Source organism: Brevundimonas sp. GW821-FHT12E07, from assembly GCF_058807035.1.
In genome coordinates this window covers 274,306-288,695 of sequence record NZ_JBXAQH010000004.1, presented here as the reverse complement: position 1 = coordinate 288,695, position 14,390 = coordinate 274,306, and the positions used below count along the sequence as shown (strand labels likewise).

The window sequence follows — 14,390 nt, the reverse complement described above, 5'->3', positions numbered from 1 at the left end:
CCGCCAAACATCATACGATTTCAGGCCGCCATCTCCGGCGTCACCGCCGCGCAGTGTTTGGCGATGAAGTCTTCCTGGGTGGGCAGGTCGGCGACGACGCGCCGAAGCATCTCCCGCGCATGGTCCAGTTGCTCGGGCACGTTCTCGAACGGAATGCGGTCGACCAGGGGGTGATAGCCGCGCGGATGGACGCCCATGCCTTCCATCACCGACTGCCAGCTGACGGCGCGGAACAGTTCGTCCAGCCCCTCGGCGCGGGTCCCGTTGACACGGAACAGCTCGATCTTGCGCTTCAGCGACGCCGGCGGCTCCATCGCCTTGACCTCGCGCCAGAAGGGCGTGTCCTCCCGCTGGGTCGTGCAGTAGTGCAGGATGACGAAGTCGCGGATCTCCTCATAGTCGGCGATCATGCGGCGATTGTACTCGGCGGCCAGGGCCGGATCGCAATCGCGGTCGGGCAGGAAGCGGAAGAAGAAGTCCATGCCGCGGTAGATCAGGTGGATCGCGGTCGACTCCAGCGGCTCGATGAAGCCGCCCGCCAGGCCGATGCCCAGCACGTTCTTCTCCCACAGCTTCTCGCGCACGCCGGTCTTGAACGGCACGATCCATGGCTTGGTCACCGGCGCGCCCTCGCACTGGGCCAGCAGGGCCGCGGTCGCCTCGTCATCGCTCAGATGCTTGCTGGAGAAGACGTATCCGGTGCCGCTGCGGTGCTGTAGCGGGATCACCCAGCGCCAGCCGCAGTCCATGGCCTGGGCCCGGGTGACGGGCATGGGCGGCGTCTCGTTCTCGATCTGCAGGGCCACGGCGCGGTCGCACAGCAGCCAGTCCGACCAGTCATGGAAGCCGGTCTGCATCGCCTTGCCGATCAGCAGGCTGCGGAAGCCCGAGCAATCGATGAAGAAGTCGGCGTCGATGGTGCGGCCGTCCTTGAGGATCAGCTTCTCGACAAAGCCGTTCGGCAGCAGGGCGACGTCGTGGACCATGCCTTCGGTGCGCTTCACGCCGCGCGCCTCGGCATATTTGCGCAGGTAGCGGGCGACCAGCTTGGCGTCGAAATGCAGCGCATAGCTGGCGCTGGCGATCGGGGTGTTCGGGGCCTTGTACGGCAGCATGAATTTGCGTTCGCGCGCCATCACCGCCGCCGGGGCGAAGTCCTGCAGCGGACCCTGATAGCCGTTGGCCCTGGCCTTGAGCCACAGCTGGTAGAAGTCGGACAGATCGACCCGGGCGCCCAGTTCGCCGAAGGGGTGGAAATAGTTCTCGCCCTTCACCCGCCAGTCGCGGAAGTCGATGCCCAGCTTGAAGGTGCCCTGGGTCTCGCGGATGAACTCCTGTTCGTTGATGCCCAGTTTGGCGATCAGCTCCAGCAGGGGCGGAACGGTCGATTCCCCGACGCCGACGGTCGAGATGTCGTCGCTTTCGACAACCTCGATGGCGCCCATCGTCCCCTTGAAATGCTCGGACATGAGGGCGGCGGCCATCCACCCGGCGGTGCCGCCGCCGACGATGCAGATCTTGCGGATCGGGCGATGAGGGTTGTTGGCCATCGGGGTGTCTCTCAAGCGGCTACAGGTCGGTCGAGCCGTGCCAGGAAGGCGGCGTGGCTCGGGGTGCGGGCGACGGTCTCGGCGACCGAGGTCCGCATCTGTTGAAGGCTGTGGGCGAGTTGGCCGGGGTCCAGCCCCTCGACGGCGGGATCCAGCTGTTCGGGCAAGACGCCGAAGCCGTCGTAGATGGCCAGCCAGCTGGCCGGGTGGAACATCTCCCAGCGATAGCGGATGAACTGTCCCCTCGCCTTCCAGAGCTCGACCTTGCGGGCCAGGGTGTCGGGGATGGCGGCCTCGCGCCGCTCTTTCCAGAAGGGCTCGTCGCGGCCGTTCAGCCAGTAGTGCAGGATGATGAAGTCGCGGGTGCGCTCCATCTCGCGCGCCGACTGGTCGTTGAACTCGTCGATGATCGAGGGGGCGAAGGTCTTGTCCGGGAACAGGGACTTCAGCCGTTCGATGCCGTTCTCGATCAGGGCGATGCTGGTGCTTTCCAGCGGCTCGAGGAAGCCGGCGGACAGGCCGATGGAGACGCAGTTCTTGACCCAGGCCCGATCGCGGCGGCCGGGGCGGAAGCCGATGCGGCGCGGCTCCATGAGGGGCTTACCCATCAGGTTCGGCATCAGGGCGTCCAGCGCCTGCTGGTCGGTCATATGGGCGCTGGAGAAGACCAGGCCGTTGCCGGCGCGGTGGCGCAGCGGGATGCCCCACTGCCAGCCGGCCGCGTGCGCCGTGACCTGGGTGTAGGGATGGGGCTCCATGCCCGGCCCGTTCTCGCTCTGGACGGCGAAGGCGGCGTCGCAGGCCAGCCATTGGCCCCAGTCCTCATAAGCCGAGCCCAGGGCCTCGCCGATCAGGAGGCCGCGGAAGCCCGAGCAGTCGACGAACAGATCGCCCTCGACCTCACGCCCGTCGCCCAGGGTGATCGCCCGGACGAAACCGTCCTCGGGCCGGAGCTGGACGTCGGTGATGCGGGCGTCGATGCGCTGGACGCCCGACGCCTCGGCGTAGCGCCGCAGATGCTGGGCGAACAGGGAGGCGTCGAGATGCAGGGCCCAGTCGAAGACCGAAAGGGACGACGGCGGGGTCGGCGACGGCTCGATGAACTTGCCGCCGAACGCCAGCGAGGCGCCGAGCGAATAGGCGGCCAGAGGCGTCTGGTCACCGGTCTGGCGCTGCCTGGCCCAGTAGTTGTGGAAGCCCACCCCGCGCAGGTCCTGTCCGTACAGGCCGAAGGGGTGGATGAAGTCGGAGCCCGGTCCGCTCCAGCCGGTGAAGCGGATGCCCAGTTTGCAGCTGGCCTGGGTCGCCGTCATCACCTCGGCGTCGGTCATGCCGAGCTGGGCGTAGAAGCGACGGATGGTCGGGATGGTCGCCTCGCCGACGCCGATCGTGCCGATCTCGGAGGACTCGACCACGGTGATGCCGACGCCGGTGTGGCGCAGATGCTGGATCAGGGCCGCGGCCGTCATCCAGCCCGCGGTCCCGCCGCCGACGATCACCACCTGACGGATGGCGTTCGGGGGAAGTCTATCGCCGGACGCTGTGTCCATGGCCGTTTCCTCGCCTGTCTGACGCAAGCTGATCCTGGAGGATTACGCGAAAAAATCGGCCGACGACAACGCGAACGTCATCGTCGGCCAGGGTCCAGGGGTGGTGGTTAGAACTTGGCGCGCGCGCCGATCGACCAGCGAGGTTCGAACTCGTTGCGGGAGTGGAACTGTTCCGCCCCCTTCTCGAACTCGAGATAGTATTCCTCGATCTCGCCGAAGACGTTGGAGCCGTTGAGGTAGACGGTGACGTTGTCGGTCACGTTATAGGTGACGTTGACGTCCACATACTGGGCCGTGTCCTGGTAGATCGGGATGGCGCCGAGAGGCGTGCCGAAGGTGCTCGACAGACGCGGCGTGCGGTAGTTGTAGGCCACACGCGCCTGCAGCTTGTCATCCTGATACCAGATCGCGGCGTTGACCGAGTATTTGGAGTTGTCGATGAACGGCAGCTCGTCGCCCGAGAGGTTCCGGTCGGTCTGCGAGCTGTCCGAGTAGGTGAAGCTCCCGTCGAAGCCGAAGTTCCGGATGAAGCTGTCGGTCTCCCAGATGTCTCTGACGGCCAGCTTGGCCCCCAGTTCCACCCCTTGCAGCGAACCGCCCACGCCCTGGACCGGCATGTTGACCGGCACTTCGCGGCGGATGATGCCGTCACCGTCCGGGAACCGGCCGCCTGGCACCGTCGCCCGGGTCACGAAGCTTTCGATGTCCAGCTTGAACAGGGCGATGCTGAACATCGTCGCCCGGCCAGCATAGTACTCGAGCGTCAGGTCATAGTTGTTCGACCGCCAGGGGTTCAGGTCCGGGCTGCCCGCGAAGGTCGCCCCGGTGACCCGACGGATGCCGAGCGGCGGAGCGGTCGGATCGAGCGGCGTCGGGCCGGCCGAGTCCGCCGTGGAGATGGTGACGCCACCGCCGTAGTTGCCCAGATCCAGCGGGATCATGGTCTTGTTGTAGGCGGCGTGCAGCTTCAGCCGGTCGGTGAAGTCGTAGACCATGTTCACCGACGGCAGCCAGTCGGTGTAGCTGCGCTTGGAGATCGTGTCCCCGACGTCGAGGTTGGTGTCACCGTAGTTGCGGGTGTCGCCGGTCTGGTTCTGACGCACGTGCAGCTGGGTGCGGATGGCCCGGACACCGACATCGCCGTGCAGGTTTCCGAAGCCGATATTGGCGTTCAGATAGCCGCTGTCCTCGTACAGATCGACATCATAGGTGTTGCCCGGGATGATGACCTCATAGGCGCTGCCGAAGACGCGCTGCTGGAAGCCCACGACATCATCGAAGTCGCGCGGATCCACGACCCAGACCCCCGGCAGGCCCTTGGTGATCGAGCCGTAGTTTTCCAGGAAGTAGGTGTTGTTGTTCGTATTGAGCTTGGTCGGCCTGTTGACCGTATAGCCCTGGAACACCGTCGTCGGATTGGTGGCGCTGACCGGCAGGGCCGGGTTGAAGGCCGGGTTGGGCACCTGCTCACCGGCCGAGCACTGGTTCTGGTTCATGACGACGTCGATCGCCTTCCACTGAACCGAACAGCCGTTGACGTCCGAGAACAGGTGGAAGTTTTCGATCTGCACCTGGCGGTCCGAATGGCGCAGGCCGACGTCGATCTTGTTGATGAAGCCCAGCAGCGGCTCGGCCTGGAACTCATAGCCGCCGTCCATGCGGACGACCGTGAGCTCGGACTGGTTGCGCTGGTTGCCTTCCGACGAATAGGCCGCGACGGCGTAGCTATCCTGGTTGGCCATGTACTGGGACAGGGGAACATTGCCCAGGCCGCCGACGATCGGATTGTTGAAGTTGCTCCAGATCGTCTCACCCTTGTTGCCGATATTCAGGTGGATCTGCGGATCATTGCCGATGCCCAGGGGGTTCGGATTGATGTAGCGGCCGCCGTTCGAGCCGACGGTGGCGTTGGAGTATTGCGAGGCCGGATACTGGGCCGCGATCGCCGCCGAATAGAAGGGCCCGCGGGTGCGGTCGGCCGGGTCGCGGAACAGGGTGAAGGACCGATCCGGCGCATACTGCCAGTTGGACAGGTCGCCCTGGACCTGGCCGTTCATGCTGAGCAGTGACGCCTCGGCGTGAATGGCGCGGGCCTCGAAGGTGAAGGGCCCGCCCTTGTCGTACTTGAGCTCCAGGTTGAAGTTCTTCGACTCGTTGTTCTTGGTGCGGTTCACCGAGAAGGAGTTCATCCACCAGACGTCGAGGTCGTACTCCGTCACGTCCAGCCACGGATTGCCGTTGTTGCCGTTTACGCCCGTGGTCGTCGAAGCGGTCGGCGTCGTCCAGGTCAGGCCGTTCCAGCGGTTGGAGATGTTCAGGCCGGCTGCGCGGTCATGCTCTTCCAGCTTGGTGTAGAAGAACTCGCCGGTCAGTTCGAAGCCGTCGTCGATCTGCCAGGTGAAGGCGCCGTTGACGCCGGTCCGCTTGCGCTCGACCTCGCGGTGGAAGGTGTCGTAACCGTGCGGCGAAATCCAGTTGTTGGCCGTGCCGCCCCAGTCGTTGTTGCCGAACACGCCCTGGGAGATGCCGGAGTAGTTGTTGCCCAGGTTGGCTTCCTGCTGGACCGCGGCGAGCATCACGCCGAAGCGGTCGTTGCGCCAGTTGAGCAGGGCGTTGAACAGATAGTCGTCCTGACGCGTCTGCTCGCCGGTGGCGTATTCCGTCGCCAGGGCGGTGGTCAGGCCTTCCTTGAAGTTGAAGGGCCGCTGGGTGCGCAGGTCGATCGTGCCCGAGATACCCGACAGGGCGTTGCGGACGTCCATCGACTTGTAGACGACCAGCGCGTTCATCAGCTGGGCGGGAATGTCGTTCAGATCGGGTTGGGCGGTGCCGAGGTTGCCCGGCGTCAGATACTGCTCGCCGTTCATCAGGGTCACGACCTGGGGCAGACCGCGGATGTTGACGGTGGCGCCTTCGCCGGCGGTGCGTCGGATCTGGACGCCGCCGATGCGTTGAAGGGCGTCGGCGACGGTGACGTCGGGCAGCTTGCCGATGTCTTCCGCCGAGATCGCGTCGACCACGGCGGTGGTGTCGCGCTTGATGCTGATCGCCTGCTCCTGCGAGGCGCGAATGCCGGTGACGACAATCTCGTCGACGGTCGTCGTTTCCGGATCTGTTTGGCCAGCCGTCTGGGCGAAGGCCGGCGAGGCCAGGGCCGTACTGGCCAGCAAGGCCGTCAGGATGGATCGTTTTTGCAGTCTCATGGTCGTCTCCTCCTCCGTGTGCGCCGCCTCTCTGTGCGGCTTGGTCCGTGTTGTTTCCGGCGTCAGGGCTTCAGTGTCTGTGAAGACAGCGTCGCCTCTCCTCCGAGTTCGTTATCCAGGGCGTCGTGTCCGACGTGGACGCGATAGGGTCCCGCCGCGATCCGCCAGCCGGGCGTCGAGGTGTCGTACTCGGCCAGGATGCGGGGTTCGGCGGTGATGGTGACGCGGTGGCTCTCACCGGGCTTCAGGGTCACCCGCGACCAGCCGGCCAGACGGCGCGCGTGTCCGGGGGCATCCGCCGCGACATAGAGCTGGGGCACGTCCGTCCCCTCGCGATCCCCGGTGTTGGTCACGTCGAAACTGACCGTCAGACCGGCTCCGCCCTCGATGCGAAGATCGCCGTACTGGAAGCTCGTGTAGCTGAGGCCATGGCCGAACGGGAACAGCGGCGCCCTGCCCTCGCGTTCGTACCAGCGGTAACCGACGTCGGAACCCTCGGGGTATTCCACCGGGAAGGGCGCGAAGACGACCGACGAGCCCGAACCGGCGTTCGAGGCCTCATCATGGGCCTTCATGGCTTCCAGACCCGGAACGGCCGGGCGCGGCGGCTGATCGGCGCTGCGCGGGAAGGTGATGGGCAGGCGGCCGGACGGATTGACCTGGCCGAACAGAATGCGGGCAATGGCCTCGCCGCCGCGCTGTCCCGGATACCAGGCCTGGACCACGGCTGGAACCGCATCGATCCAGGGCATCAGCACCGGGCCACCCGTTTCCAGCACCACGGTGGTGTGCGGGTTGGCGGCGGCGACAGCCGCGATCAGGGCGTCCTGATCGTCGGGGAGAGACAGGGTTTCGACGTCCTGGGCCTCGGTCGTCCACTGGGTGGCGAAGACCACGACCGCGTCGGCCCCGCGCGCGGCGCGAGCGGCGGCGGCATGATCGGTCCCGGAGACGAAGACCACCTCGGCGTCCGGCGCCGTGGCCTTGATCGCATTCAGCGGCGAGGAGGCGTGCCAGGTGACCCGGGCGAACGAGGACGCCGCACCCGAGGTCAGGGGAATCTCGACCGGCGCGCCGCCGACCGAGCGGACCTGGGACGAACCGCCGCCCGACAGGACGCCGACATCGGCATGGCCGCCGATCAGCACGATCTTCTTCGCCGTCGCCAGCAGAGGCAGGGCGCCGGCGTCGTTCTTGAGCAGGACGATCCCGGCCTCGGCGGCGCGCTGGGCGACCTCGGCATGGGCGGCGTAGTCGGGCGTCGCGGCCGTCGTCGACACCGGATGGTCCATGGCGCCGGTCTCGATCATTCCGACCAGGATGCGCGCGACCATGTCGTCCAGACGCGCCTCGGACACCCGCCCGGCGGCGACCGCCTCGGTCAGGGGGGCGCCGAAGTAGATCTGGCGGTCCAGCTCCTGACCGGATTCCTGATCCAGCCCGTTGATCGCGGCCTTTTCGGTCGAATGCACCGCGCCCCAGTCGGACATGACCCAGCCCGGATAGCCCCAGTCGCGCTTGAGCACCTGATTGAGCAGGAAGTCGTTCTCGCAGGCGTAGTCGCCGTTGATACGGTTGTAGGCGCACATCACCGAGCCCGGGTGGCCGCGCTCGATGGCGATCTGGAAGGCCAGAAGGTCGCTTTCACGCAGGGACGCCTCGTCGAGACGGGCGTCCATGATCATCCGGCCGGTTTCCTGGCTGTTGAAGGCGTAGTGTTTGATCGTCGAGACGATGTTGTTCGACTGGACGCCCTGGATGTGCGCCCCGGCGAGGGTCCCGGCCAGCAGCGGGTCCTCGCCCAGATATTCGAAATTGCGGCCGTTCCACGGGTCGCGGGTCAGGTTGACCCCGCCGGCCAGCAGGACGTTGAAGGTCTTGGACCGGGCTTCCGAGCCGATCATCACCCCGCCCGCGTGCGCGATCTCGGGGTCGAAGGTGGCGGCGGTGGCCAGGCTGGACGGCAGGGCGGTGGCGACGTCGCCCTTGCGCTGTTCGACCTGGTTGGCGACGCCCAGGCTGGCGTCGCTTTCACGCAGGGCGGGAATGCCCAGACGCGCAATGCCGGGCACATAGCCGGCGGAAGGGATCATCTCGGCGACCGGAGCGCCCGGCGTGCGGTCGGCCCAGGGCGGGAAATAGCCGTGCACCAGCGACAGCTTCTCCTCGCGGGTCATCTGCGCGACCAGACCGGCGGCGCGCGCCTGTGCGGGTGTTTGGGCAGGCGTCCGGGCAGAGGCGGGAGCGACGGCCGCAGCAGGCGCGGAGGCACTGTCGGCGGCCCATGCAGGCGCGCCGAACACCTGCGCGGCGACCAGCGCGAGAACGCTGATCGACACACTGTGACGCAAACGACGCTGACCGATACTCTGCATTCGCCCTCCAGGTTCATTGGAGACTGGATGGCAGGGAGTTCAGATCAGACACAGTTGATCGAAGGCCGCAAAGCAGCCTGTGAGCGTTCGCTCACCTCATCCGAACCGATTTGACCCCTTCGGGGCCGATCTGGCGGCTGACGATCCTCGAAAACCGGCCTTCCCACGGATCCGAAACCTTTCGGCCATCCGCATGTCGGGAAAGACGTCTTCCGATTTCGTGTGTCTGCTGCTCCTCTGTTTCCGTCCCTGGAGGGTCTTCGCCCCCTCATGCTCAAGGTAGAACACGGGTTGAGAGCGTTCACAACCCCAAAGAAGCCACAAATGGTTACAGCTCCGCCAACCAGCGGTACTCCGTTGATTTCAGACGCGAAACAATCGACGAACCGTCGAGTTTCCGGGTCACGGAACCCCGCTCAGGCTTCATCACGGACCTGAAGACACAGGATCAGGGCGACGCCGGTGAGTCCCGCCAGCACCAGAAGCAGCAGGGTGAAGTCCCCCTCCCCGGCCATCAGATAGGCCATCGACGGGGCGATCAGGGCCGGGATGGTGTTGGTCAGATTGAGCACCCCCATGTCCCGCCCGCGATGCTCGGGCGTGATCAGGAGTTGCATGGCGTAGGCGCTCTGCAGCGCCAGAAACAGGCCGCAGCCGCAGGCGAACAGCACATAGCCCAGCGCCGCCGGGGCCCACTGCGGCAACAGCGCCATGGTGAGGAGGCCCACGGTGACCATGGCGGCAGTGACCACGAGGAAGGGCTTCCTCGACCGCACCGCGTCGGACAGCCGCCCGGTCGCGATCGACAAGGGCGCGAGCACCACCGTCACCGATCCCGCCAGCCAGGCGACCTGGCTGGTGATGTCGCCCGAGGCGAACGACAGCCCCGACCGGTCCACCGTCTCGAAATAGAAGAGCAGATAGGCGAAGAAGATGCTGCCTGCGATCTGGACCAGCAGCCGGGCGATCCAGATGCGGATCAGGTTGCGCTTGCGACGGCTCCCGGCCCGTATCATCGGGGCCGAGGCGGGAACGATGGGACCGCGCTTGCGGCTCAGCAGCAGGAACGGCAGGACGCCGGCCGAGACCAGCACGCCCGCGATGGTCAGCTGCATCCGCTCCGAGAACCAGGGCGAGGCGGTGACCACCATCCCGGCCAGGGCGCCGAAGGTATAGACCGCCCCCATCAGCCCGCCGACCAGCCCCTTCTGGGCGTCCGGGATCTCGTCGGCCGGCACGGCGCTGAGCGGGGCCAGCATCAGGTTGAGCGCCGCCTGGAACAGCATGACGCCGATCACGAGCGACACGGGCGTCGTCGCGGCGTGCAGCACGGCGTAGGAGACCAGGGTCAGGACCAGCCCCATGGCCACCCAGGGACGGCGCCCGCGCTCACGCATCACCGTATGGTCGCTGACCATGCCGATCAGGACGTTCATGGCGCTGGCCACGACGGCGCCCAGCAGGGTCGTCAGGCTGAGCAGGGCCACCTTGTCGTCCGGCGCGATGGTCTCGATCTTGACCGGCAAGATCAGGGTCAGAAGCGGCACATAGGCGATCACCCCACCGCCCCAGGCCAGGGCGTAGAGCAGCAGGAAGCCGAGACCGCGAGGCGCGACGGGCGTCCCGGGTGGCGTCCCGGTGGGGGCGCTATCGGACATCAGGGTCTGCTCCGGCGGTCCGATACATTCGCCAATGTGTCAGGCAGTCGCGCGGCTTTCGCAAGCGGTTCGAGACGCCCCCACGATCCAGGCTAGGCCTCGACGTGGCGCGGCGCGACGTGGCCCGTCTTGGGCAGCAGCCATTTGAGCAGCGGCCCGGTCATCACCGTGGTCACCACGGCCATCACGACCAGCATGGTGAAGACCTTCTGCGGCAGGAAGCCCATGTCATAGCCGATGTTGAGCACGATCAGCTCCATCAGGGCCCGGGTGTTCATCAGCGTGCCCAGCACCATCGAGCGCGGATGGTCGAAGCCCGCGATCCGCGCGCCGAAATAGACCGGGATGATCTTGCCCAGAATCGCCGCCGCCAGGATCACCCCCAGCCAGCCCAGATCGCCGAGGCCCAGACCCAGCAGATTGGTCCGCAGCCCCGTGAAGGTGAAGAAGATCGGCAGGAAGAAGACCAGCACGAACTGGCCCACCTGCTGACGCCAGGCGACGACGAAATCCTCGTGCCGGTGGAACAGCAGACCCGCAGCGAAACCTCCGAAGATGGCGAATATGTTCAGCTTGTAGGTCGTGATCCCGAGGGCGAAGGTCAGGGCGATGACGATGGCCATCAGGGTCGGCGGCACCTGACCGTCCACGATCGGGAAGCGCTTCAACAGCCAGTCCACGGCGGGGCGCAGCAGGAACCACAGCACCAGCCCCAGCACGACCAGCCCGCCCAGCTGGAATCCGACATGGGACGCCGAAAGCTGGGACGCCGCATAGGCGGAAATCACCGCCAGCAGGATCCAGCCGACCACGTCGTTGACCGCGGCGGAGGAGATGGCGACGACGCCCATCTCATCCCGGGTCAGGCCGAACTCGCGCAGGATCCGCCCCAGGATCGGCACGGCGGTGATGGCCAGGGCCACGCCGCAGAACAGGCTGTAGACCAGGGCGTTGATCCCCGGCGCCAGCACCGGCTGGGACAGCTGCCCGATGGCGAAGCCCAGGCCGAAGGGCACGGTGATCGAGAGGAAGGAGACCCAGACCATGGCGCGCCGGTTCTTCGGCGTCTTCAGGTGCCCGAACTCGAACTCCGACCCGATCTGGAACATCAGCAGGATCAGGCCGATCTGGCTCAGGATCACGATAGGCTGGGCCGCCTTGGCGCCGAACAGGCTGACCGACAGTTCGGGGAAGAAATGCCCGAACAGCGACGGCCCCAGCAGCAGGCCGGCGACGATCTCGCCGATCACCCCGGGCTGGCCCATCTTGCGGAAGGCCAGGTTCAGCAGCCGGGCCGCGCCGATCATGATGATCAGCTGGACCAGAATCGAGAACAGCAAAAGCTCTGTCGCGTGGACGGATGCGGTCATGGTCTTCTCCCCCTCCGGCGATCCCGTCTGATGCGGGATTCGCCGGTATTCAGCCTACAGTCGCGCCGCCCTATTGTCTCGCGGGACAGACGGTGTCGTTGGCGTTCGGCGCCAGTTCGATTTCCGACACCGACACCGTGAAGGCGGCGTCCGTTTCGAGGCGGAACGGCACATCGACATGGGCGACGTCAGCGCCCGCTTCGCGCAGGCAGGACAGCCGCACCTTCAGCGTCCGCCACTCGCGAACGGGCGCCGCGCGGAACAGGTCGGTGACGTCCACCCTGCCCTGCCCGACCGACAGACCGACCGACCCTTGCGGGGCCGCGTCGATGCGATAGCGGAAGCTGAGCGCCAGTTCGCCGTTGGCCTGACGGGTCAGGTCGACCGGCGTGCCCTCGATGAAGGCCTGGGCCGGACCGTTGCCGGAGAAGGCGAACTGCTGGCCGCTTTCCTGGGCCAGGTCGTCGATGGGACGCACCGAGACGCCGCCGCGCGGGCTGGAGGCGTCCTTGACGGTGCCCGGCTTGTTCTGACCGCCCGCGTCGCGGAGCATCAGGCCCCAGGGCGCGACATAACGGCCATCGACGAAATAGTGGTCGACATTGGAGGTCGCGGCCTCGACGCCGCTCTCCTCCGACAGGGTCCCGACCGGGGCGCCGTGCGCATAGGTCAGGCCATAGCCATAGGCGAACTGCGGATCATAGCCGGGCTGGCCGTGGTTCAGCGGCTCGCCCCTGGCGTTCTTGGGCCAGCTGAACGACAGGGTCCCGTGGAAGTCGTTGCGCGGTTTGCCCGCCGCATCGCCGATCAGGACGTCGGCGACGCCGCCGCCCTCGGTGCCCGGCAGCCAGGCGGCGACGAAGGCGTCCGAGGCGTTGATCTCGGGATTGGTCCACATCGGCCGGCCGGACAGGAAGACCGAGACGGTCGGGATGCCCGCCGCCTTCAGTTTCTTCAGCGTCTCCAGCGGACCGGTCGGGATGAAGTCGAGGGTGTCGACGTCGCCCTGGAACTCGGCATAGGGGGTCTCGCCGAAGACGACGATGGCGACATCAGGCTTCTCGGCCGGGCTCTGGGAGAACGCCCCATCAGCGGACAGGGTCGCGGTCCCGCCCGAGGCCTTCACGGCTTCGTCGATGCCGGCCCAGATCGACTGGCCTTGCGGGAAGTCGGCGTTGGTGTTGCCCGTGCCCTGCCAGGCCAGGGTCCAGCCGCCCGCCGCCTGGCCGATGTCGTCGGCGGCGCTTCCCGCCACCAGCACCCGCGCCCCGGCCCGGATGGGCAGGACCGAGCCTTCGTTCTTGAGCAGGACCAGCGACTCGCGCACGGCCTCGCGCGCCAGGGCCCGGTGCGCCGGAGACGCCAGTTGCGACAGGTCGCCCTCGACCGGACGGTCCGGACGGAAGACGCCCGCCTTGACCTTGGCGCGCAGGATGCGGCGCACGGCCTCCTCCAGACGCGCCGCCGGGATCACCCCGGTGCGCGCGGCCTCCAGCGTGCTGGCGTAGAGCGGCTTCCAGGTGTCGGGGGCCATCAGCATGTCGATGCCGGCATTGATGGCCAGCGGGCAGCTGTCGTTGGTGCAGCCCGGCAGCTGGCCGTGGGCGTTCCAGTCGGAGACCACGAAGCCGTCGAAGCCCAGAGGCCCGCGCAGGACGTCGGTCAGCAGGCTGTGGTTGCCCGAATGCTTGACCCCGTTCCAGCCCGAGAAGCTGGCCATGACCGACAGGACGCCCGCGTCGATCGCCGCCGGATAGCCGCCCAGATGGACGTCGATCAGCTCCTGCTCGGTCCCGCGGAAATCGCCCTGATCCTCGCCCTCGAAGGTGCCGCCGTCGGCGAGGAAATGCTTGGCCGAGCCGGCGATATGGCCGGGCGCCAGCGGATGGTCAGCCGACAGCTCGCCCTGCAGCCCGAGCGTCATCGGCCCGGCGTAGGACCGCTGCACCTCGGGATCCTCGGAATAGCCTTCGTAGGAACGGCCCCAGCGGTCGTCGCGGGGCACGGCCAGCGTCGGGCCGAAAGTCCAGTCGGCGCCGGTCACCGCCACCTCCATCGCCGTCGCCTCGCCGATGCGGCGGATCAGGTCGGGATCGCGCGCGGCGCCCAGGCCGATGTTGTGGGGGAAGATGGTCGCGCCCGGCACGTTGTTGTGCCCGTGCACGGCGTCGATGCCGTAGATCAGCGGAACCTTCGCGCCCGGACGGGCCGCGGCGGCGGCGCGGAAGGCGCGGGACAGGTCGACCCACTTCTGGGCCGGCGCCTTGTCGTCGCCCCACGGGCCGGAGCTGCCGCCGGCCAGGATCGACCCCAGCGGATAGGTAGCGAGGTCCTCGGGGGTGATGGTGCTGATGTCGGCCTGGATGGTCTGGCCAACCTTCTCCTCCAGCGTCATCCGGCTCATCAGTTCGGTGACGAAGGCCTCGGTCGCGGCGTCGCTCATCGCCGCCGGAGAGGCCGCGTGGGGCCACAGCGCGGGATGCGCCGTCGAGTCGGGGCGGGCGCTGGAAATCTGCGCCGGGGTCGGGCCCGTCTGCGCGAAGGCGGACGTCAGCGGCGCGAGGCCCAGCAGCGGAATCGCGGCCGCGAGGGCCAGTCTGGAGACGGCGGACTTCATGGATTCTTCCTCGACCAACGCCCCCTGCCCCGATCGCTCATTGAGCGGCGACCGTCCCGGCGAGGGA

At 67.1% G+C, this 14,390-nt stretch carries 7 protein-coding genes; all 7 read right to left on the bottom strand.

The window, feature by feature from the left end; translation table 11 throughout:
• Window positions 1–20: 20 nt before the first annotated feature.
• Window positions 21–1,550 carry a tryptophan halogenase family protein gene (locus AC1ROD_RS16245; protein ID WP_492949306.1) on the bottom strand — a complete coding sequence of 510 codons (1,530 nt, stop codon included), beginning with the start codon at window positions 1,548–1,550 and terminating at the stop codon, window positions 21–23.
• Window positions 1,551–1,561: 11 nt separating this feature from the next.
• Window positions 1,562–3,100: a tryptophan halogenase family protein gene (locus tag AC1ROD_RS16240; RefSeq protein WP_492949305.1), complete on the bottom strand. Its 1,539-nt coding sequence runs from the start codon at window positions 3,098–3,100 to the stop codon at window positions 1,562–1,564.
• Window positions 3,101–3,207: 107 nt separating this feature from the next.
• Window positions 3,208–6,303, bottom strand: a complete 3,096-nt coding sequence (locus tag AC1ROD_RS16235) for a TonB-dependent receptor (protein WP_492949304.1) — start codon at window positions 6,301–6,303, stop codon at window positions 3,208–3,210.
• A 62-nt stretch (window positions 6,304–6,365) separates the two neighbouring features.
• Window positions 6,366–8,678: a beta-glucosidase family protein gene (locus AC1ROD_RS16230; RefSeq protein ID WP_492949303.1), complete on the bottom strand. Its 2,313-nt coding sequence runs from the start codon at window positions 8,676–8,678 to the stop codon at window positions 6,366–6,368.
• Window positions 8,679–9,094: 416 nt separating this feature from the next.
• A complete protein-coding gene (locus tag AC1ROD_RS16225; protein WP_492949302.1) occupies window positions 9,095–10,336 on the bottom strand; it encodes an MFS transporter in 1,242 nt (413 codons plus the stop codon).
• A gap of 92 nt (window positions 10,337–10,428) precedes the next feature.
• The gene (locus tag AC1ROD_RS16220; protein WP_492949301.1) at window positions 10,429–11,706 is read right to left on the bottom strand and encodes a cation:proton antiporter; all 1,278 of its coding nucleotides are present in this window, start codon (window positions 11,704–11,706) and stop codon (window positions 10,429–10,431) included.
• A 70-nt stretch (window positions 11,707–11,776) separates the two neighbouring features.
• Entirely contained in the window at window positions 11,777–14,323 is a 2,547-nt protein-coding gene (locus AC1ROD_RS16215) for a glycoside hydrolase family 3 protein (RefSeq protein WP_492949300.1), read from the bottom strand.
• Between the last annotated feature and the right edge of the window lie 67 nt (window positions 14,324–14,390).